Source organism: Cupriavidus sp. 2TAF22, from assembly GCF_052115045.1.
Lineage (GTDB): Bacteria > Pseudomonadota > Gammaproteobacteria > Burkholderiales > Burkholderiaceae > Cupriavidus.
In genome coordinates, this window is the sequence record NZ_JBFRFX010000034.1 from 40,877 (window position 1) to 62,928 (window position 22,052).

Consider the following 22,052-nt stretch of genomic DNA (forward strand, 5'->3'; position numbering starts at 1 on the left):
CGGCGATCGCGCCCGTGCGCGAATCGGCGCCCGCCGGGGCCTGGGAGGCGGCGCACCCGGCCAGGGCCATTGCGGCGGCGGCCGGGCCGAGCCTGCAGATCGAACGTCGGATGCGGTTCATCGGAAGCCCGCCTGCTGGCGAGGTTCGGGAACGACCGGGTTTGTCGTGGCGCAAGCGCCGAAGGCCAGGGGAAATCCGGCCAGCGCCCCGCGAGCGAGGAGTGGAAGGCGGCGTCTGATCATGTTCGTCCCTTGCGTGAGCTTTGGCGACATCTCAATCATGCCACCCCGATGCGCCGCGGCAATCTTATTGCCCCTCGACCGAAAATGGCGGCAGCTGGTAGCTCCACGTCTCGCTCAGCGTCCTGGCGCCAGACACCAGCGCGGCGCGCATCTCCACCGCCTTCTTCGGATCCCTGACCTTGATGCGCAGATTCAGCCGCCAGCCTTTGATGACGGGGTTTGGCTCCAGGACATTGGCCAGCAGCTCGGCGTTGTCGCCAACGCTGACTTGTGCGGCGACCTGCGTGCCGGAGGGAAGGTTTGCGAGGACGGGGCCTTCGAAATCGACGACCAGGCCGGTGCTGCCATCGAGATGGCGGATCAGGTTGGCCTGCGTGATTTCTCCTGCCGAGCGCAGTGTCTGCTTGACCCAGGCCAGATCCTTGTCGAACAGGGCGCGCTCGTTCATGGTCCAGTGCATCGTGTAGTCGGCCTGCAACGGCTGGCCCCTGGGCGGCAACTGGTCCGGCGTCCAGAAGGCGACCATGTTGTCGTTGGTTTCGTCCGGCGAGGGGATTTCCACGAGTTCGACCTTGCCCTTGCCCCAATTGCCCTGCGGTTCGATCCAGGCGCTCGGGCGCAGGTCATAGCGGTCCTTCAGGTCCTCATACGCGGAAAACTCGCGCCCGCGCTGGAGCAGCCCGAAGCCCCTTGGATTGGTCACCTGGAAGGTGCTGATGGCGAGGTTGCGCGGGTTGTTCAGCGGCCGCCACAGCCATTCGCCATTGCCCGCGTGGATGGCGAGACCGTTGGAGTCGTGCAGGGCCGGCCGGAAGTTGTGCGGATCGCGTTGCTGGTTCGGCCCGAACAGGAACATGCTGGTCAATGGCGCCACGCCGAGCTTGGCAACGGCTCCGCGCAGGAAGATACGCGCCTGCACCTTGAGGATCGTGTCCTCGCCCGGGATGAGGTCAAAGCGGTAGGCACCGGTGGCGCGTTGCGAGTCAAGCAGGGCGTAGAACACCAGGTGCTTGTCCTGCGGGTCGGGCCGTGCGATCCAGAACTCGCGGAAGGCCGGAAACTCTTCCGCCACCGGCATCCCGGTGTCGATGGCCAGGCCACGGCTGGACAGGCCGTACACCTGGTTCTTGCCGAGCACCCGGAAATAGCTCGCGCCCAGCACGCTCATGATCTCGTCGAGCTTGCCGGGGCGGTTGATCGGATACAGCACCCGGAAGCCGGCATAGCCAAGGTTGCCGGTTGCGGACGCGTCGAACTTCAGGTCGCTGAAGTCGAACCGCGCCGGGCTGTACTTGATCTCATGGACCGCGCTGCCGACGATCTCGTTGATGCGAACCGGGCTGCTGAACTGCATGCCCTGGTGGTAGAAGCCCAGGCGGAACGGCGTGCCCTGGTCCTTCCACTCCATCGCGTCGGCTCGGGGCTGGATCTTGATGTAGTCGGCAAACTGCATCTGGCTGAACACGGGCGGCAGGTTGCTGACCGGCGCGGCATATGGCGTGTTGGCCAGCGTCCTGGCGCGCAGCGTCACGTCATCCAGGGAGAACGCGCAAGCCTGGGCGCCATACAGCAGCGCCCAGGCGGCCATGAGCGCGCCCAAGGCGGCTTGTTTCCTGGTACGTAACGACACGGCGATGGCGGCAAGAACCACGAAAATCTCCAGAAAATGCAACTTAAGTCATGCTGCCGCGGCACGTGCGGCGAAAGCCGCTGGCGTGGGGGCGGTAAACTGCGGGCACAGTGCAGAAAGATAACGTATTTCGCTTTGCACACCTCCGGAACCGGGGGAAGGCCCCAATCGCGGAGTGGCTGCCTGTCGCGCCGCATGGTCCCGTGGACACTTGGATAACTATTGATGAGAATGCTTTCTTCGCTGGTCCTGCTGGCCAGCCTGGCCTGTTCGTCGGCGCTTGCCGGTCCCGCATCGGATTCCCGCGGCGACAAGGACGCATTGATCGCCGATCTCATGAGCCGGATGACGCTCGAGGAAAAGATTGGCCAGATGCGCCTCATCAGCATCGGCGACGACATGCCGCAGCCCCAGTTGCTCAAGGAGATCGCGGCGGGACGGGTTGGCGGCACCTTCAATTCGGTACGGCGCCAGGACAACCGGCCGATGCAGGACGCGGCGGTCAAGCACAGCCGCCTGAAGATTCCCATCTTCTTTGCGTACGACGTGGTGCACGGGCACCGCACCATATTCCCGATCAGCCTGGGCCTCGCGTCGAGCTGGGATATGGAGGTAGTCGAGCAGGCCGCCCGTATCTCGGCCATCGAAGCCAGCGCGGACAGCCTCGACATGACCTTTGCGCCGATGCTCGATATTTCGCGGGATCCGCGCTGGGGGCGCACCTCAGAAGGATTCGGCGAAGATCCCTATCTCGTCTCGCTGTGCGCCCGGGCCAGCGTCAAGGGGTTGCAGGGAACCTCGCCGGCCAACGCCGACAGCGTGATGGCCGTCATCAAGCACTTCGCGCTATACGGGGCCGTGGAAGGCGGGCGCAACTACAACACGGTCGACATGAGCCCGCTGCGCATGTTCCAGGACTATCTGCCGCCGTACCGGGCCGGCATCGACGCCGGCGCCGGCGGAGTCATGATTGCGCTGAACTCGATCAACGGCGTGCCGGCCACCTCCAACAGGTGGCTGCTGCGGGACCTGTTGCGCAAGAACTGGGGGTTCAAGGGCATCACGGTGAGCGACCACGGGGCAATCGACGAACTGCCGCTGCATGGCGTGGCAAAGGACGGGCGCGAGGCCGCCAGGCTCGCCATCCAGGCCGGCGTCGATATGAGCATGCACGACTCGGCCTACCTGGGGTACCTGCCCGGGCTGGTGAAATCGGGCGAAGTCGCCATGCGCGACGTCGACGATGCGGTGCGCGAGGTGCTAGGCGCCAAGTACGACATGGGCCTGTTCCAGGACCCTTACCGGCGCATCGGTGTCGCGCAACAGGACCCGCCGGACGTCGACGCGGAGAGCCGCCTGCACCGGGCGGCGGCACGCGCCGCCGGGCGCAAGTCGCTGGTGCTGCTCGAGAACCGCGGTGGCACGCTGCCCCTGAAGAAGACCGCCACGGTTGCGGTCGTCGGGCCGCTGGCGGACGCGCCCATCGACATCATGGGGAGCTGGTCGGCGGCAGGCAAGTCCCAGCAATCGGTCACGCTGCTGCAAGGCATGCGCGATGCCGTTGGCGACAAGGGCCGCGTGGTCTATGCCCGCGGCGCGAACGTGACCGACGACGCCGAGGTGGTCGGGTACCTGAACTTCATGAACTGGGACAAGCCGGAGATCGTGCAGGACAAGCGTTCGCCGGGCGACATGATTGCCGAGGCCGTGGCGGCAGCGCGAAGCGCCGATGTGATCGTGGTGGCGGTGGGCGAGTCGCGCGGCATGTCGCACGAGGCGTCGAGCCGCACGAGCCTGTCGTTGCCGGGAAGCCAGGAAATCCTGCTCAAGGCGCTCAGGACGACCGGCAAGCCGCTGGTGGTGGTGCTGATGAACGGCCGCCCGCTGGATCTCAACTGGGAAAAGGCGAATGCCGACGCGCTGCTCGAAACCTGGTACGCCGGCACCGAGGGCGGCCACGCCATCGCCGACGTGCTGTTCGGCGACTACAATCCGGCGGGCAAGCTGCCCATTTCCTTCCCGCGCTCGCTCGGGCAGATTCCGACCTACTACAACCATCCGCGCATCGGGCGCCCGTTCGTGCAAGGCAAGCCAAGGAACTACACCTCCCAATATTTCGAGGAGCCGTCCGGCCCGCTGTACCCGTTCGGCTACGGCCTGAGTTATACGGAATTCAGCATGTCCGACGTCACGCTGTCGAGCCGGACCATGCCACGCAATGGCCGGATCGAGGCCAGCGTGACCGTGAAGAACACCGGGCAGCGCGACGGCGAGGCAGTTGTCCAGCTTTATGTCCAGGATGTCGCGGCCTCCGTGGTCAGGCCGGTGAAGGAGTTGAAGGACTTCCGCAAGCTTGCGCTAAAGGCGGGTGAGGAGCGCGTGGTGCAATTCACCATCGATGAAGAGAAGCTGAAGTTCTTCAACGCGGCACTCGAGTATGTCGTCGAGCCGGGTGATTTCAATGTCCAGATCGGGCTCGACTCGCAAGCGGTGCGGGAACAGCGCTTCGCGCTCCAGTAGCATGCTGGTCCGCCTTGGCGGATCGCCTTCGGGCCTGCGGGACGCCGGTTCCCGCAGGGCAGGGCTTGAGGGATGTCCGCTCTGGCGTGTGGATTCAACCGGTTGAATCCGCACGGCGAAGCGGACGCTCGCGGCGCTTGCCTCAGGAAGGCGATGCCGGTGCGACCGTGGCCCCCTGGATTCCGTGGTGCCGCAACGCGGAAGCCACCATTCCCGAAGCTTTCATCTCTTCGATAAAATCCGCCAGGAAGGTGGCGGCTCGTTCACCGCGCGCCTTCGGAACACCCATGGCCTGGCGGATCACCATGAATCGCTCGCCCAGGAGACGCAACCCGGACAGCCCGGCAATGTCTGCCTCGAGCTGTTGCTTGACGCCGGCGGCCACGTCGAGGTTTTGTTCAAGGAAGGTCTTGACCACGGTGGGCGATGTTGGCGAGCGCACAATCTGCGCGTGCTGCAGTTCACGTGTCAGGTACAGGTCGTACGCACTGCCTTTGCCCACCACCACTTGCGTGCCGGCGCGGTCGACATCGGCATTGGTCCGCACCTCGGAATCATCGCGCACGAGGTAATAGCCCTCGATCAGGACATAGGGAGCAGTGAACGCAATGGCGGCGCCGCGCTTCGGATCGATGGCAAAGAAGCCCACGTCGGCCTGTTGATTCGACACGATATCGACAGACTTCCCCGCGGCGTCGACGACGACAAGCTCCAGCGGCACGCCAAGGCGCTCTGCGAGCGCATGCGCCAGGTCCACCGATACCCCGCCGGCACTCCCGTCGCCAGCACGGTGCGCGAGGATCGGATTGCCGAGATTGATCGAAGCACGCAATACCCCGGTGGGCGCGAAGGCGTCGAGCAGTTGCTTGTCTGCAGTCATGTTGTTCCAGTCGTGAAACTAAGGTTCGAGAATTTCGCTGATCCGGGCCAGCGCGGCAAGGGTGTGGTCAAGGTGTTCGCGCATGGCCTGGGACGCCTCCACGTTGCGTTCCCGCTCCAGCAACTCCAGCAGGTGCAAATGCTGCCTTGCATGCTCCTCATACCGTTCTCGATCACGCATCGAGCGGTAGGACAGGAGCCGGCGCACGCGATTGACGCGCCGGATCGCGTCAATGAAGAACGGGTTGCCCGAGGCCTCGACAAGCGATTCGTGAAAGCGGACGCCACGCTCATGCAGCTGGTCAGCCGTGTCCGTCTCGATGCCGCCGTTGAGCAGGTGGAGTTCTGCCGTGCGCAGCCTTTCGATGGTGCGCGCATCGAGTCGATAGCCAGGTTCGAGCAAGGCGGCCGGTTCGAGCGCCAGCCGCATCCGGTACGACTGGAGCAGCGAGTCAGGCGTGGTCAGCATCGTGGAGAACTCCCAGCCGTAGCCCGGCTTGCGTTCTCCCCAGCCCTCCTGTGCGATGCGTTTGAATACCGTGTTGAGCTGCGTGCTGGTCAGCCCGTAGCGCGTCCTGATGGCTTGCTCCGAGACTTCCGTGGGCAGTGAGCCTTTCAGCAGGTCTTCCGCAATCTGGAAATAGGCGGCACCGACGACGTCGGGCTCCGCCAGGCCCAGTTGCGAAGCAAGCTCCGTAGCCGGCGTGCTTACCGGCTGTGCGAGAAAGAATCCCCGGTTCTTCTCGCGCGTGAGAATGCCTTTCTCGTGCAGCAGCGCAAGCGCTTCGTTGACGGGAGAGCGCGAGACGCGCAGCTTGTCGGCCAGCATTTGTGCCGGAAGGTGAGCGCCGGCAGGCAGCCGCTCCGCCTGGATCAGTTCGACGATCTGCGTCGCGATGGATCTGTCGTGATTCATGATGTCCGAGCCGCCGGGGGAGGGGCAATCATGCCGTGGCAATGGCACCCCCCTGTTGTTCCAGCGTCTTGTGCAAGATCGATGGGATGACGCCACCGCGCCGCAGCAGATCGACTTCAAGCCGGGTTTCCACGGCAGCGGTGGCTTCGAATTCATCCACCATCCCGTCCCGGCGCACAATGCTGACCGGCACCTTGCAGCGTGGCGAGAGGTCTTGCGCAGGCGCGCCGATATGGACCTTGTCCCCAGGCTGGATTGCCAGTGCTTGCGGATCGACGCCCGAAGGCATGCGCAACGGCAGGATGCCCATGCCGATCAGGTTGGAGCGGTGGATTCTCTCGAAGCTTACCGCAATCACTGCCCGGATTCCCAAAAGGCGCTGGCCCTTGGCGGCCCAGTCGCGCGATGAGCCGGTGCCGTAACGTTCCCCGGCAATCAGCACCACCGACTCGCCATCCTGACGGTAACGCTGCGCCACCTCGAAGATCGGCAGGACGTCGCCGCTGGGCACGTGCACGGTATGCGCGGTCGGCGCATCCGGTCGCAGCAGGTTGACCAGCGTCTTGTTGTAGAACGCCGCGCGCATCATGACTTCCCAGTTGCCCCGGCGCGATGCGAAGACGTTCAGGTCGTTCCGGTCATCGCCACGGCTGACCAGAAAGTCGGCCACGAAGCTGTCTTTCGGGATCGCGCTGGCCGGGGAGATATGGTCCGTGGTGATGTCGTCACCGAGCACCAGCAGCGGCCATGCGTCGTAGTCACCGAGCTGGGAGCCCTGGTCGAGCGCGGCAAACGGAGGGCGCCGCAATGCCGTCGATCGTGCGTCCCACGGGTAGCGCGGCGCATCGGCCGATGGCAAGGCTGCCCATGCCGGATTACGCGACGCCATGGCGAACGCGCGCCCGTAGTCGGCAGGGTCGGTACCGTTTGCCAGCAGGGCCGCCACCTCCTCCCGCGTGGGCCACAGGTCCTTGAGGAATACGGAGGTGCCATCGGCTGCGATTTGTACCGGGTCCCGGCTCAGGTCGCGCTCGGCGTCGCCAGCCAGCGCGAACGCCACCACGAGCGGTGGCGACATGATGAAGCCCAGGTTCAGGTCGGGATGAATGCGGCCCGGGAAATTGCGGTTGCCCGACAGCATGGCCACCGGCCACGCCGATCCATTTGCGAGCACGTCGCGGATCCCGGGCGTCAGCGGGCCCGAATTTCCAATGCAGGTGGTGCAGCCGAAGCCGACGATGTCGAAACCCACGGCCGACAGATCGTCGGTCAGGCCGCTGCGTTCCAGGTAGGCAGCCGCGGCGGGCGATCCGGGGGCCAGCGAGGTCTTGATCCAGGGCGCCACCGACAGACCCAGCTTGCGCGCCTTGCGCGCCACCAGGCCGGCGGCCATCAGCAAGGCCGGATCTGAGGTGTTGGTGCAACTCGTGATGGCAGCGATGGCCACCGGGTAGCGGGGCATGTCGGCCTGCCGCTTGCCTTCGAACGGAAACCGCGCCAATGCCGCGGCGGTATCGGTATAGGAGAGCAGGTCCTGCGGCCGCCGGGGGCCGGCAATATGCATGCCGATGCTGGCCAGGTCCACTTCGATCACGCGCGTGTAGCGCGGCGTGGCGTGCGGGTCGAACCACAGTCCGGTGCGTCGCGCGTACTCGCCGGCCAGCGTCACGCTTTGCGCGGGGCGCCCCGTGGCGCGCAGGTAGGCCAGCGTCTGGTCGTCGATCGGGAAGAAGCCGGTGGTGGCCCCGTACTCTGGCGCCATGTTGGCCACCACGGACCGGTCTCCGGCCGTCAGCGTGGCGACACCGGGACCGAAGAACTCGACGAATTCGCCCGACACGCCGATCGCGCGCAGGCGCTGCGTGACCGTCAGCGCAAGGTCGGTGGACAGGACGCCGGGTGCCAGGGCATTGGTGAGTCGCACGCCAATGACATCGGGAATTCGTTGCATGACAGGCATGCCGAACATCACCGTCTGGGCTTCGAGTCCGCCCACCCCCCAGCCCAGTACGCCGATGCCGTTGATCATCGGGGTATGGCTGTCCGTACCGATCAGGGTGTCGGGCACCGCCCAGAGGTTTCCTTCGCGCTGCTGCGTGGCGACCACCGTGGCGAGTTGCTCAAGGTTGATCGTATGCATGATGCCCGTGCCCGGCGGGTGAATGCGCACACCGCGAAGGGCCTTCGATGCCCAGCGCAGGAAGCTGTAGCGCTCGGCATTGCGCTGACTCTCGATCTGCAGGTTCACACCTGCCGCGTCCGGTCGGGCGAACGCCTCGACGGCCAGCGAATGATCGACGGACGAGTCCACCGGCAGCACCGGATTGAGCGCGTTCGGATCCGCACCGGCTTCGGCAAGGGCGTCCCGCATCGCGGCGATGTCGACCAGGGCTGGGGTGCTCGTGGTGTCGTGCATCAAGACCCGGCCCGGCTGGAAGGCGATTTCCGCCTCGCTGGTGCCTGTGTCCAGCCACGCGACGATGGCGGAAATGGCATCTGCGCGCTCTTCGCCATCCATGTTGCGCGCCACGTTCTCCAGCAACAGGCGCAAGACCACGGGTAGCCGTGCCAGCGAGTCGCCCAGCATCGCCGGCAAATCCATGTGGCGATAAGTGATGCCACCAGCGCAAAACTGGCCTTCGACGGGGAGGTAGGTGTTTTCCATGACTGAATATTGCACATGTTTACGTAAAAATGCAATCAAGCGGAAACCCCAATGACCCGCGGACTACAGGAGACAAGCCCTTGAAATCCCTCCCGCTCCGAGCTGTTCCTGCGCTGAATGCCCAGCGCCGCCGCCTGCTTGGCGGGGCGGTCGGCATGTCGGCTGTTTCAGCCCTTGGCCTGTATGCCAGCGCCGCGGATGCCGCCGCGGATGCCGCCGCGCCGGGGAGCCAGACCACATCCAAAGGAAACAACATGTACGCATACGTAGGATCGAGAACCACCCGTGAGCGCGACGCGCGAGGGGAGGGCATCAGCGTCTTCCGCATCGATTCGCTGACGGGGGCGCTGCAACTGACGCAGCTCGTCAAGGATCTCGTCAATCCGTCGTTCCTGGCCCTGAGCGGTAATGGCGAGCGTCTTTACGCGGTTCATGGCGACCTCAGCGACATCAGCGCCTTCGCGGTGGAAAAGGCCACCGGCAAGCTCGAATTCATCAATCGCCAGAGCACCCACGGCAAGAATCCGGTTCACCTCGCGATCGATCCGACAGGCAAGCACGTGGTGGTGTCGAACCATATCGGCGCAAGCCTCGCCGTCCTGCCGCTGCAAGCCGACGGCTCGCTCGGTGAAATGACGCAACTGGTGAAGCTCGACGGCCCGGTCGGCCCGCATCGCGTTGAGCAGAAGCAGGCCAAGCCGCACTTCAATCCGTTCGACCCGAGCGGCCAGTTTGTCGTGGTGCCCGACAAGGGGCTGGACCGTACCTTCACCTTTCGCTTTGCCGACGGCAAGCTCTCGCCGGCCGCGCCGGGTTTTGTCGAATCCCGCGAAACAGCGGGACCGCGCCACATCGCATTCCACCCCAATGGCCGCTTCGGCTATATCGTCAACGAGCTTGACTCGACTGTCACCACATACGCCTATGACGGAAACACCGGCGCATTGAAGCCGCTGCAAATCGCGTCCACCTTGCCCGATACGTTCACGGGCAACAGCCGTGCGTCGGAGATCGAAGTCGATGCGACGGGCCGCTTCGTCTATGCGTCCAACCGCGGCTACGACAGCATCGCCATCTTCCACATCGACCAGGCCACGGGTCATCTCCGCTTTGTCGATGCAGTAGCGTCGCAAGGCCGCACGCCGCGTTTCTTCGCATCGGCACCGGGCGGCCGCTACATGTACGTGCTGAACGAAGACAGCGACTCGATCGTCGCCATGCACATCGACAAGACCAGTGGCCGGCTCAAGCCAACAGGGTTCAGTGTGCAATCCGGCAGCCCCGTCTGCATGATCTTCTCCGCGTAACCGGCATGTCCCGGCCGCACAGCATTCCAGCAACGTCACCAACGCCGGGCAGTTCGAACGCCGGCGCACTCACCATGCCGAATTCCATCACCCTGGACGACGCGGCCATTGTCAGGAAGATTACCTGGCGGATCATCCCGTTCGTCTTCGTTCTCTACATCATTTCGTATCTGGACCGCGCGAACATCGGATATGCCGCGCTGCAGATGAACAGGGAGCTGGCACTGAGCAGCGAAGCGTTTGGCTTTGTGTCGGGCATCTTCTTCATCGGATACTTTCTCTTCGAGGTACCCAGCAATGTGATGCTCAACAAGTTCGGAGCGCGGCGATGGATTGCACGAATCCTGGTGACGTGGGGCGCGGTGGCGGTAGCCACTGCGTTCGTGCAGACCGCGCAACAACTCTACGTCCTGCGTTTCCTGCTCGGCGTTGCCGAAGCGGGCTTCTTTCCCGGCATCATCGTCTACCTGACGCACTGGTTCCGCGCGAAGGAGCTGGCAACGACGGTCGCCTTGTTCACGGCGGCGATTCCGGTGTCCTACATCATCGGCGCGCCGCTAAGCACGTGGATCATGGACAACGTGCACTGGATGCAGTGGAGCGGATGGCGCTGGATGCTGTTGCTGGAGGGCGCGCCGGCAGTCCTCGGTGGCGTGCTCTGCTACCTGTACCTGACCGATCGGCCGGCCGACGCCAGATGGCTGACCGACGCCGAGAAGCAATGGCTCAACGATGAACTCGAACGCGACAGGCAGGCGCGTCCGCAGGCGGTTCACCTGAGCACGATGAAGGTGATGCGCAACCCCAGGGTGCTGTACCTGGCCTTCATCTACTTTGTCTACCAGTGCGGCAGCCTGGGCGTCGGCTACTGGATGCCGCAGATCATCAAGAGCTTCTCGGCGAACCTGACGCATACACAGATCGGCGTCATCGCGATGGTGCCCTACCTGTTCGCCACCATCGTCATGATTTTCTGGTCGCGCAGTTCCGATCGCAGGAACGAACGGCGGCTGCACTCGGCGTTGCCGCTGGCGGTTGCCGCGGCATCGCTGGTCGGGGCAGGGGTGCTGACGGATCCTTACATGGCCATCGCGCTGATCGGCGTGAGCCTGGCCGGCCTCTACGCGTTCAAGTCGCCCTTCTGGGCGCTGCCTACGTTGTTCCTGACACGCTCCACGGCAGCCGTGTCGATCGCGGTGATCAACTCGATCGGCAACCTCGGGGGATTCGCAGGCCCGTTCGCCATCGGCTATATCAAGGGCCAAAGTCACAGCGCCGCCACGGGCCTGCTGTTCCTCGCCAGCCTGCTGGTGGTTGCCTTCCTGATGGCCTTCTTCATCCGGATCGCGGAGGCCCGCTCCACGGAGGATGTTCCCGCGGCGTCTGCCCAGACGCCGTAGTCCCGCCGCCGGCGGTATGCGAATGGCGTGAAGGATCGGGTACGGCCAGCCGCCATCCGGCCGCGCGCCATAAGCGTTGGTTGTGGCGGTGCTTGAGAGCGAGGCGGCGTCGACGAATCAGGCAGGTTCGATCTCGCTACCAGCTGAAGCACGATGCTGCGCACGCGGCCGCGCCATGCAACGATGCGCGGCCGTGGCAAGAACGAATGCCACCGCAATCAACGCGGCCGCGACGAGACTCAGGTACCGCGCGCCTATCGATCGGAGCACTACACCGCCAAGCACGCCCGAGCAGGCAAGTCCGATATAAGTGGCCGTATTGTTCAGGGCAAGCAGCAGCGGCGCCACATGCGGCGACAGTTGCACGAGACGGTGCTGTTGCGGAACGATAAGCCCCCACCCGCATACCCCCCAGACGATCAGCGCAACGATAGCGCCAAGCGCATGCGCAGAGGTCCACGGCAGCACACAGAAATTGATGATGGCGATCCATAGCATCGCATTGATGATGTTGCGGCTCTGGAATCGGTCCACGAGACGGCCGGACATCAGGTTCCCGACCGTCGCGGCGACGCCCCACAACAGGAACATCCCCGCGAGAATGCGTTCATCGCCGTGCGTCACGGCCTCCAGCACCACGCCCGCATACGTGTAGACCATCAGGAACCCGCCGAACGCGAATAAGGAAGTCAGCAAGGTAAGCGCGATGCGCATGTCGCGCACGGGCGCAAGCCGCTCTCGCAACCTGACGGACGCGGGCAGGGGAACGGAGGGCAGCATCGTCCAGACGCCGATCATCGCCACAATCCCGAGCGCCGTGACGAACCAGAGGGTTGTCCTCCAGCTGCCGAATCCGCCGATAAAAGTCCCTATTGGCGAACCGAGCGCCGTGGCTCCCGTGAGGCCCGCCGTTACCGTGGCCAGCGCGCGGCCGCGTTTTTCAGGTGTGGCAATTGCCGAGGCAACGCCCAATGCAGTTGGAGAAAACAGCGCGGCGCCAAATCCTGCCAGGGCCCGGCTCACCAGGACCCAGTGCAAGTCGGTGGCGAGCGCACTGATCGCGTTGCCGACGACAAAAATCCCAAGCGCCGAAACGAGCAGAAGCTTGCGCGGCAAGTCGCCCGCCACGGCTGCCATCACTGGCGCAGCCACCGCATAGGTCAGCGCGTAGAACGTAACCATGAGGCCAGCCAGGCTGACGGATGTATGCAGCGAGGCCGCCACACCTGGAAGGATACCGGCGACGACAAAGTTGTCGGTACCCATTGCGAACATGCCAAGCGCCAGTATCAGTAGTCGACGATCCATACGAAGGTTCTTTGCGAAACGCGGTTGGGGGACGGCCTGCGAGGCGGCGTGTCGCCGCGGAGTTGGTACGCAGTCCCGGCCTCCGGCCCGGCCGGCTTTTTGACTGCCAGTCGATCATAATCGTCGTTGACCGCGTCTCAAATGTCATATATACGTCCAATTCAGGACGTGAAACAGGGTGCCCCATGCACACGATCGGCTTTGTCGTATTCCCGAACTTCTATCTGATGGGCTTGGCGGCAGTCACCGCGTTCGAGCTGGCAAACGTCGTACTCGAAGAGCGGGCGTACGACGTGACAGTTCTGTCGGAGGGGGGAGGACTGGTGTCGTCGTCGGCAGGCATCCGCGTCGAGTCGCAGCCCTTCGGCGATGCCGCATTCGACACAGTCATGTTCGGCTCTGGCGTCGAGATTGACATCGTTTCCGCGGCATTGACTGCATTCGTCAGGCGCTCGCTGAAGACGTCGAGGCGGATCGCGGCGCCGTGCACAGGCGCCTTCATCCTGGCGCAAGCGGGCGTCCTGGATGGCCGGCGCGCGACCACCCATTGGCGGTTCGCACACGATCTGCAGTGCCGCTTTCCGAAGATCGCTGTCGAGGAGGACCAGATTTTCATCGTGGACGGACCGATCTGGACGTCCGCGGGCATGACGGCGACGATCGACATGGCGCTCGCCATGATTGAAAAGGACCATGGCCAGGACGTCTCGCGCACGGTAGCGCGCAAGCTTGTCATCTATCACCGGCGCGCGGGCGGCCAGTCGCAGTTTTCGACATTGCTTGACCTCGACCCGAAGTCCGACAGGATCCAGAAGGCCATCGACTACGCGAACGCCAATTTGCGTAACGCATTGACGGTCGACGAACTTGCCGATGTCGCCGGGCTAAGCCCGCGCCAGTTCAGCCGGGCATTCAGCGCGGAGACCGGTCAATCGCCCGCCAAGGCCGTCGAGCATCTGCGCGTGGAAGCCGCGAGGCTTTTGCTGGAAAAGGGGCGTCTTTCGCTGGACGTGATCGCGCACGAAGTGGGTCTATCCGACCGGGAGCGCATGAGGCGCGCATTCGTGCGCACCATCGGGCAGCCGCCCCAGGCTGTCCGTCGCTTGAGCAGGGACATTCGTGGATCGGTTCTGCACGCCGACCAGGGAGATGCGTACTGAGCGCAACGACGTGCGAATCGCTGCCAGGCCGGCAAAAGACGCTGGCACAGCGGAGAGGACCACCGTCATCGTGCCGCAGGCGGGAGGTCGTGCTTGCAGTGGCGCGGGCGCATGCCGGGATCGGCACGCGTTCCTACGCCGGCTAGCGGTCAATCGACACTTGCAATGCATGAGCTGGAAAGAGCAGGGAGGCAAACCTCCCTGTCCATCAGCCTAACGTCGCACCCTGGGTCGCGCTGGGAACTTCGCTACCCGGCATGGCATCGGGCAGCTCGTGTTGCGGCCCACCCACTTCAGGCTGGACACGCTTTGCCGAGTGGGATACATGGTCCTCGGATTTTCCGGAGACATACTCGCGCCAGACGAGAGGAAGGATGCCGCCGTGACGCCAGTATTCAACTTCCTCGCCGGTATCGAGCCGGATCGTCAATGGCACGTTGATCGTCGTCCCATTGCTGCGATGGATGATCGCCTCTATGCGGCCGGAGATATCGAGGCGGTCCGCCAGCGCGAGGATATCGATCGTCTCGCTCCCGTCGAGCGCGAGCGATTCCGCCGTGGTGCCTGCCTCGAACTGCAAGGGGAGCACGCCCATGCCGACCAGGTTGGTGCGGTGAATCCGCTCGAAGCTTTCGGCGATCACCGCCTTCACGCCGAGCAATGCAACGCCCTTGGCCGCCCAGTCACGCGATGAGCCGCAACCATAGTTCTTGCCGGCAATGATCGCGAGCGGGACATCTCGCTTCAGGTATTCGGTGGCCGCCTCGTAGACGCGCATCTGCGTGCCGTCCGGCATCAGCCTCGTGACGCCGCCTTCCACGCCCGGCACGATGTGGTTGCGCAAGCGGATATTGGCAAACGTCGCACGCACCGCGAGGTCGTGGTTCCCACGGCGTGTCGTGTAGTTATTGAAGTCGCGCTTCTCGATGCCCYTTGCAAGGAGGAAGTCGGCAGCCGGTGTGCCGATGCTGATCGCGCCAGACGGCGAGATATGGTCGGTAGTCACCGAATCACCAAGGATGACCAGGGGCCGCATGCCCTTGATATCCTGAAGGGGCGCTGCGTCTCGCGACAGGTTGTCGAAGTACGGTGGCCTGCGGACATAGGGCGAGAGTTCATGCCACCGTGCGTCTAGGGAATACCATTATTTGACTGGGTATCAAAAATCCCGTAACTTTAATTGTGTGCATATCAATTTCAGTCGTCGGTGGATTCGGAACCGCTGAGTGACGGATAGCGTTGGGCGGCACATCGTGGGCCAACGCTCGGCCACGATCCAAGATCAATTACGGAGGAGAAATGAAACGGAGCCTGGCCATCGCCGGTGCGCTGCTAGCGACCGGTGCGACCGCGCACGCCCAATCGTCTGTCACGCTGTACGGCGTGGCGGATGCGGGCATCGAATATCTGAACCACGTGCCGAATGCTGCAAAACAGAGTTCGAGCCTCGTGCGCATGACGTCGGGCAACATTGCCGGTAGCCGCTGGGGGATGCGTGGTGTCGAGGACCTTGGTGGCGGTCTGAAGGGGATCTTCCTGCTGGAAGGCGGGATGGTGCTCGATTCCGGGGCGGCGGCACAGGGCGGGCGGCTGTTCGGGCGCCGGGCGTATGTCGGGCTCGATACACCGTACGGGCAGGTCACGATGGGGCGGCATCACAACCTGACATTCGACCTGGTCATCGGCTTCGATCCGATGTTCTTCGCGCCCAAGTATTCGTCGTACTCGCACGATACGTGGCTGGCAGGCCGTACCGATAACGCGGTGAAGTACACCGGCAAGTTCGGCGCGCTGACGGCGTCGGCGCTGTACAGCTTCGGCGTGGACTCCACGATTGCGAACGGTTCGGAAGTGCCGGGCAACAGCAGGGTTGGCCGCGAGATGAGCGCGGGGTTCTCGTACGACATGGGCAGATTCCGCCTGGCCGGCGTCTACGACCAGCTCAACGGTACATCCGCTGCCACCGCGGGGCGAACTGAGCGTCGCTATGTAGCCTCGGCCGCAGGCGACTTCGGTCCGGTGTCAGCGTACTTTGGCTATCGGCGTCTGGTCAGCCAGATCCTGTCGTCAATGACGCGTACCGATCTGTTCTGGACGGGGGTGACCTACAACTTCGGCCAGGCATTCGCCTTGACCGGCGCGGTCTACAAGACCAACGACCGCACATCGGCGAAGGACCCGATGTCGATCGTTCTGTCGGCGGACTATCGTTTCTCGAAGCGCACCGATGCCTATCTGTCGACGTCATATACGCTGAACAAGGGCGGTTCCGCACTGGGCGCAAACGGGTATGACGGCTCGGTGATCGCGGGTGCCAACCAGTTTGGCGCCGTGATCGGTTTGCGGCACAACTTCTGAGCCTTGCGTCAACTGGCGCGCCGGCCAGGTCGCGCCTTGAGGCGTGCCGCATCCGTGGCACGCTCTTTTTTCATGAGTCCGGGCAGCCATTCCAAAATTATTTGACAGCATATCAAATAGATACTAGATTATTGAGACGGTAGCATTTACCAAGGAGACAGCGTGACTGAACAAGACAAGCCGCAGGTGACGGCAGGGATGCGAGGCGCATCGTGGGACGCCCGCCTGATGAACCGCTCATATCAGATGGTGCCCTACGCGCTAGGCACGGCCGACGGCCAACGCACGCTTGGCTTCCTGTTCAGCGTGACCGGCAAGGAGAAGACCGTCGTCTCGCTGATGCATCCGCGCGAGATGGCCATCACGCATTACCTCGTGCCGTTCGTTCTCGATGCGGGCTGCGCCTGCTGGGTGCAGGGGCCGCGTTCGATAGGCAACGACTTGCGCCTGGAACACGAGGTCGCGCTGTTCGATGTGGCCGCCGGCATGACGCACCTGCGCGAACTGGGCTACGAGAAACTCGTGATGCTCGGCAACTCTGGCGGCGCCGGGCTCTACACGTTCTACAACCAGCAGGCGCTGACCCCGCGTGAGACGCGCATCGCCCGCACGCCGGGCGGACGACCGACGAATCTGGGCGAACTGCACATGCCGGAGGTCGATGCCTTCATCCTGGTGTCGCCCCATCCGGGCCAGGGCAAGCTGCTGATGAGCAGCATCGATCCGTCCGTCATCGACGAGAGCGATCCGATGCAGACAGACCCCACGCTCGATCCGTTCGCGAAAGCCAATGGCTTCGATGTGGAAACGGGGAAGGGCAGTTATGCGCCCGCGTTCATCGAACGCTACCAGGCTGCGCAAACCGCCCGCGTGGCACGCATCGACGAGCGCGCAAAGGCGATGCTGCGCGCCAAGCACGAAGCACGAAAGAAGATCAAGGCAGGCAGCGCCACGGAGGCCGATCGCCGCCTGGCCGCCCATGCCCCGATCTTCCAGGTCTGGCGTACCGATGCCGACCTGCGGTCGTGGGACATCGCGCTGGACCCGTCGGACCGCAAGACCGGATCGCTATGGGGCAAGGACCCGTTTATATCGAACTGGGGCAGCGTGGGCTTCGGCCGCACCGTGACGCCGGAATCGTGGCTTTCCACATGGTCCGGCCTGTCGTCGAATGCCGCACTGGACAGGACGCTCGGTGCGCTGCATCAGCCGACACTGTTGCTCGAATACACGGGCGACCAGTGCACCTTTCCCGCCGACATCCGCGCGATCTACGACCAGATCCCGGCGCCGCACAAGCGCCACGTCCGCGTGCGCGGCAACCACCACGGCATGGCCCTCAGCCGTGAGGAGGAAGCGGGGCAGCGTATTGCAGGCCGACTCATCGTCGAGTGGCTCCGCGAAACGATGGTTTGAGCCAGATTGCAGGAACAAAGACAAATACAGAGGTAGACAGATATGCTGCAACCCACCCATTTGCGCCCGTCAGTGCTGCTCGACGGCGTGCGCTACCCCGACGAAAGCCGCCTGCGCCAGTACGTGGCGGAAGGCTATCTGACCGGCGAAACGCTGGTTGGCGCCTTCCGCCAGTCATTTCGCGACAATAAGGATCGCCTGGCCCTGGTCGGCCCCGAGGGGGAATTCACATATCAGGCGCTCGACGAGCAGACCGATCGGCTCGGTGCCGCGTTGCTGGCACTCGGACTCAGGCCGCTTGACCGCGCCATCTTCCAGTGCGGCAACAGCAACGAATTGCTGCTGGCCTTCTTCGGCTGCCTGAAGGCCGGCATTATTCCGTTGTGCTCGCTGCAGGCGTTCCGCAAGCTCGAAATCGGCTATCTGGGCAAGCTGTGCGAAGCGCGGCTGCACTTTGTGCAGGGCGATGATCCCAAGTTCGATGATGTGGCCTTTGCCGAGGAAATGCAGGCCGAGGTGCCGAGCCTCAAGATCATCCTGCAGGCCCGGGGGGTACGCCGTGGCCGCGCTGTGTTGCTGGCCGACCTGATCCGCGACATGCCGCTGGCGCGCGCCCGGGAAGTACTGGCCGATGTGAAGCACGAGCCGTTCCAGGCCGCCGTGTTCCAGTTGTCAGGCGGCACCACCGGCGTGCCCAAGATCATCCCGCGCTTCCAGAACGAGTACCTGTACAACATGCGCGCGGTGGCAACGTGCAACGGCTACACCCGCGAAGACGTGCTGTTCTTCCCAACGCCGTACATGCACAACCTCAATATGGGTTGCTTCTTCGGCCCGTTCCTGCTGAGCGGCGCGAAGGTGACGGTGGCGCCCGATATCTCGGATGACACACTGCAGGCGCTGGTCCGCGACTACGAACCGACCTGGTTTGGCGTGGCCGGGCCGATCCTGAACCGCATCGCGCCGGCACTGCTGCGCGGCACGGCCGCCGACAAGGCGCGGCGCAACTTCATCGCGCCCAAGAACGCCGCCAATCTGACGCGTCTGACGGGCTCGCCTACGCACCATATCTTCGGCATGACCGAAGGCGTGATCATGTTCACGCGGCCGGATGATCCGCAGGAGATCCGCGACCAGTCGATCGGCCACCCGGTGTCCGCCGCCGACGAGGTGCGGATCGTGCACCCGGGCACCGAAGACGTCGTCGCCGACGGCGAGCCAGGCGAAGCGCTGTTTCGCGGCCCCTATACGATCGGTGGCTACTACAAGTCCGAACAGGAAGACGTCGCGCGCTTTACCGCCGACGGCTTCTACCGCTCGGGCGACCTGATGTCGTCAAGCGTGGTCGACGGCAAGCGCTATTACTTCTTCCGTGGCCGCATCAAGGATGTGGTGGATCGTGGCGGCGAGAAGATCAACGCTGAAGAGCTCGAGAACGTCATCAACCAGCATCCCGCGATCCTGGCTTGCGCCGTGGTAGGCATGCCCGACAAGGTCTACGGCGAGCGCGTCTGTGCCTTTGTGCAGCTCAAGCCCGCCGCCGCCGCGGCTGGCTTGACGCTGCCGGCGCTGACCGGATACCTGCAGGACGCCGGGCTGGCCAAGTTCAAGTGGCCGGAGCGCCTGGAAATCATCCCGGAGTTTCCACTCACCGCCTCGGGCAAGCTCAGCAAGGTGCTGCTGCGCGACCACATCGTGCAAGTCCTGCAGGCCGAGGCCGCAACAAGCATTGTTCAGCAAGCCAAGTGACGAAGGAAAGTGACATGACCCAATCCACGCAAGCCGCCCAAGCCAACGTGCCCGCTGTCGCGCTGCACGGCGTCCATCACACCGCCAGGCCTACCTGGAAACTGGCCGAGACGGTGCATTTCTACCGCGACCTGCTTGGCCTGCCGCTGGTCCACGCCATCTCGGCCAAGGGCTGGGGCCCGGACAATCATGCCGATTTCCTGCATTTCTTCTTCGATAGCGGCAACGGCAGCACCATCGCCTTCTTCTATTACATCGGCACCGAACGCCCGGACTGGCTGACGGTTCGCGAGCACTATCAGGATCGTGCCACGCACACGGCATGGCGGGTCCGCGATGAGGCCGAACTGCTGCAATGGCGCCAGCGTGTGGAAGCCGTGGGCATTGCGCTGCGCTACCAGATCCGCCACGAGGTCATCGAGTCCATCTACTTCAACGACCCGAACGGCTATCCGATCGAGATCACCTGGCAGGTGCGTGCGTTCAGCGATGCCGACATGCACGATGCCGCGCTGACCATGGATTCGGCCATCGAACTGGAATGCGCACGCGACAAAGGCGCGGCGTTCGCATCGATCGATCCGGTGTGGCAGCGCAAGGCGGAGCGCATCGAGGCGGTGGCGGACAAGGACAAGGCATCGATCTATGTACTCGACGTGCCCGAGTTTGCGCCGCTGATCGACGTGGCGCGCAAGACCGATGGATACCTGGCCACGGCGCTGGGCAACGGCTATGTGCGCATCGACGGCAATCCGACGCTGCAGTTCCGCCGCAAGGAGCTGGGCTTCAAGCCCGCGGTCTGGTACGGCGCGCTGACCGGCGGGCTGGCGGGCCAGATTCGCCAGTTCGACATGGATGCGCTGGTGATTGCTCCGCGAGGCGCGCAATGAAAGTGACCATCATCGGCGGCGGCCCGTCCGGCCTGTTCCTCGCAATTCTGCTCAAGGAGAGAGTGTCGAATGTTGACATCGACGTGTACGAGCAGAACCCCGAAGACGCCACGTTCGGCTTTGGCGTGGTGCTGGCCGATACGGGGTTGTCGAACCTGCGCTCGGCGTCGCCGATTGTCGTGGATCGGCTAGCCAGGATCATGCGGTTCAATGATCAGCATTCGATCGTGTGCCGCGAGCACCCGATCGTCATGAAGAAACCGGGCGCCGGCGGTGGCGCCATTCCCCGGATCAGCCTGCTGTCCGTCCTGCAGCAGCGTGCGCATGAGCTTGGCGTGCGCGTAACGTACAACAAGCGTATTGCCGATTTCGACGCCATCGATGCCGACCTGGTCGTTGGTGCCGACGGCATCAACTCGCAACTGCGCGCGGCCAATGAAGCCGGCTTCGGCACCACGCGTCGCACCCTGACGAACCACTTCGCCTGGTACGGCGTCGAGAAGCCGTTCCCGAGCCCCGCACTGGTGTTCCGCAAGTTCGAGGCCGGCTACTTCGTCGCGCACTACTACCCATACTCGGATTCGATGAGCACGTTCGTGGCCGAGTGCGACCACCAGACCTGGCTGGACTTCGGCATGGAGGCGATGAGCGCGCAAGCCCGGCAGGCACTGTTCGAGAAGGTGTTCGCGCCGGAACTGGCCGGCTACGGCTTGGTGTCGAACAATTCGGTCTGGCGCCAGTTCCCTGTCATCCTCAATGCGAACTGGCATGTCGGCAAGCAGGTGCTGATCGGCGATGCGCTGACGAGCGCGCACTTTTCAATCGGGTCGGGTACGCGCATCGCCATGGAAGATGCGATGGCGCTGGCCGATGCGATCATGGCCCATTCCGATGACGTCCCCGCCGCTTTGCAGCAGTATGAGGCCGTGCGCAAGCCGGAGAAGGCCAAGCTGATCAGCGCGTCCGAGGCGTCGTACAACTGGTACGAGCGCATCCGTGAATGGATGGATCTGCCGACGCCGCACGAGTTCGTGTTCCGCTTCATGACCCGCACGGGCCGCGTGGATGCTGAGCGGCTGCGCGCCCAGTTTCCGGTCCTGATGGCGGAACTCGCCGCCGGCGGTGTGACAGGCAGCACCATCGTGGGACAGCCATGATCAACGCCACGGAGTACGTGCTGAGCGAGAGCCCATTCGTCGTCAGGCGCAAGGTGCGGTGGGGCGACTGCGATCCGGCTGGTGTGGTCTACACGGGCCGGTTCACGGATTACCTGCTGGGCGCGGTAGGGCTCTACACCGCGTACATGGCCGGCGGTGACGGCAGGCTGGGCGAGGTCCACGGCGTGGGCACGCCATGCAAGGCAATCCGTTTCGAGTTCATCGGCACGCTCTGGCCCGATGACGAGATCGACATCGCCTGCACCGTGGAAGCCATTCGCACGAGATCCTTTGATATCCGCTGCGTGGCGCGCCGCCCCGATGGCGCAGCGGTGTTCGATGCCATGTTCTCGCCGATCTGCGTGCGCCTGGACCGGCGCGAAGGCACGCCGATCCCCGATTCCCTGCGCGCGGATCTGAACCGCTTTTATTCTCCCGCCCCCTGAACGTTCCT

At 64.0% G+C, this 22,052-nt stretch carries 16 protein-coding genes; 10 read left to right on the top strand and 6 right to left on the bottom strand.

From position 1 onward, the window contains the following. Window positions 1–307: 307 nt before the first annotated feature. Window positions 308–1,831 carry a glucan biosynthesis protein G gene (locus AB4Z48_RS30805; RefSeq protein ID WP_441621085.1) on the bottom strand — a complete coding sequence of 508 codons (1,524 nt, stop codon included), beginning with the start codon at window positions 1,829–1,831 and terminating at the stop codon, window positions 308–310. 273 nt (window positions 1,832–2,104) lie between these two features. Here AB4Z48_RS30805 and bglX point away from each other — a divergent pair, with 273 nt between their 5' ends. Further along, window positions 2,105–4,393 (top strand): beta-glucosidase BglX, encoded by a 2,289-nt coding sequence (bglX, locus tag AB4Z48_RS30810; RefSeq protein ID WP_441621087.1) that lies wholly within the window; start codon window positions 2,105–2,107, stop codon window positions 4,391–4,393. A 142-nt stretch (window positions 4,394–4,535) separates the two neighbouring features. Here the strand turns inward: bglX and AB4Z48_RS30815 are convergent, their stop codons facing one another. The 3 genes from AB4Z48_RS30815 to acnA are packed head-to-tail and all read right to left on the bottom strand — an operon-like array spanning window position 4,536 to window position 8,853. Next, a complete protein-coding gene (locus AB4Z48_RS30815; protein WP_441621026.1) occupies window positions 4,536–5,273 on the bottom strand; it encodes an ABC transporter substrate-binding protein in 738 nt (245 codons plus the stop codon). An 18-nt stretch (window positions 5,274–5,291) separates the two neighbouring features. Next, entirely contained in the window at window positions 5,292–6,188 is an 897-nt protein-coding gene (locus AB4Z48_RS30820; protein WP_441621028.1) for a GntR family transcriptional regulator, read from the bottom strand. 28 nt (window positions 6,189–6,216) lie between these two features. Then, window positions 6,217–8,853: an aconitate hydratase AcnA gene (acnA, locus tag AB4Z48_RS30825; protein WP_441621030.1), complete on the bottom strand. Its 2,637-nt coding sequence runs from the start codon at window positions 8,851–8,853 to the stop codon at window positions 6,217–6,219. Window positions 8,854–9,008: 155 nt separating this feature from the next. Here acnA and AB4Z48_RS30830 point away from each other — a divergent pair, with 155 nt between their 5' ends. Both AB4Z48_RS30830 and AB4Z48_RS30835 read left to right on the top strand, forming a co-directional pair. Continuing rightward, window positions 9,009–10,160 (top strand): lactonase family protein, encoded by a 1,152-nt coding sequence (locus tag AB4Z48_RS30830; RefSeq protein ID WP_441621089.1) that lies wholly within the window; start codon window positions 9,009–9,011, stop codon window positions 10,158–10,160. Window positions 10,161–10,234: 74 nt separating this feature from the next. Then, a complete protein-coding gene (locus tag AB4Z48_RS30835; protein WP_441621031.1) occupies window positions 10,235–11,560 on the top strand; it encodes an MFS transporter in 1,326 nt (441 codons plus the stop codon). 117 nt (window positions 11,561–11,677) lie between these two features. Here the strand turns inward: AB4Z48_RS30835 and AB4Z48_RS30840 are convergent, their stop codons facing one another. Next, window positions 11,678–12,868 carry an MFS transporter gene (locus AB4Z48_RS30840; RefSeq protein WP_441621033.1) on the bottom strand — a complete coding sequence of 397 codons (1,191 nt, stop codon included), beginning with the start codon at window positions 12,866–12,868 and terminating at the stop codon, window positions 11,678–11,680. Between the two features lie 185 nt (window positions 12,869–13,053). Between AB4Z48_RS30840 and AB4Z48_RS30845 the strand changes: the two genes are divergently transcribed. Then, window positions 13,054–14,028, top strand: coding sequence for a GlxA family transcriptional regulator (locus AB4Z48_RS30845; RefSeq protein WP_441621035.1), 975 nt, complete (start codon window positions 13,054–13,056; stop codon window positions 14,026–14,028). A 208-nt stretch (window positions 14,029–14,236) separates the two neighbouring features. On the opposite strand, the gene AB4Z48_RS30850 is transcribed toward AB4Z48_RS30845, so the two are convergent. Next, window positions 14,237–15,064 carry a hypothetical protein gene (locus AB4Z48_RS30850; RefSeq protein ID WP_441621037.1) on the bottom strand — a complete coding sequence of 276 codons (828 nt, stop codon included), beginning with the start codon at window positions 15,062–15,064 and terminating at the stop codon, window positions 14,237–14,239. A gap of 263 nt (window positions 15,065–15,327) precedes the next feature. On the opposite strand from AB4Z48_RS30850, the gene AB4Z48_RS30855 reads away from it, so the two are divergent. The 6 genes from AB4Z48_RS30855 (at window position 15,328) to AB4Z48_RS30880 (ending at window position 22,044) form a co-directional block, all read left to right on the top strand. Further along, window positions 15,328–16,386 carry a porin gene (locus tag AB4Z48_RS30855; RefSeq protein ID WP_441621039.1) on the top strand — a complete coding sequence of 353 codons (1,059 nt, stop codon included), beginning with the start codon at window positions 15,328–15,330 and terminating at the stop codon, window positions 16,384–16,386. A gap of 228 nt (window positions 16,387–16,614) precedes the next feature. Next, a complete protein-coding gene (locus tag AB4Z48_RS30860; RefSeq protein WP_441621091.1) occupies window positions 16,615–17,802 on the top strand; it encodes an alpha/beta hydrolase in 1,188 nt (395 codons plus the stop codon). Between the two features lie 42 nt (window positions 17,803–17,844). Then, window positions 17,845–19,551, top strand: coding sequence for an AMP-binding protein (locus tag AB4Z48_RS30865; RefSeq protein WP_441621041.1), 1,707 nt, complete (start codon window positions 17,845–17,847; stop codon window positions 19,549–19,551). Between the two features lie 14 nt (window positions 19,552–19,565). Then, window positions 19,566–20,441 carry a VOC family protein gene (locus AB4Z48_RS30870; protein ID WP_441621043.1) on the top strand — a complete coding sequence of 292 codons (876 nt, stop codon included), beginning with the start codon at window positions 19,566–19,568 and terminating at the stop codon, window positions 20,439–20,441. Then, complete coding sequence (locus AB4Z48_RS30875) at window positions 20,438–21,598, top strand: FAD-dependent monooxygenase (protein ID WP_441621045.1); 1,161 nt, start codon at window positions 20,438–20,440, stop codon at window positions 21,596–21,598. Before AB4Z48_RS30870 ends, AB4Z48_RS30875 begins: the two co-directional genes overlap by 4 nt. Continuing rightward, window positions 21,595–22,044 carry an acyl-CoA thioesterase gene (locus tag AB4Z48_RS30880; protein WP_441621047.1) on the top strand — a complete coding sequence of 150 codons (450 nt, stop codon included), beginning with the start codon at window positions 21,595–21,597 and terminating at the stop codon, window positions 22,042–22,044. The genes AB4Z48_RS30875 and AB4Z48_RS30880 overlap by 4 nt, the downstream gene beginning before the upstream one ends. Window positions 22,045–22,052: the final 8 nt, after the last annotated feature.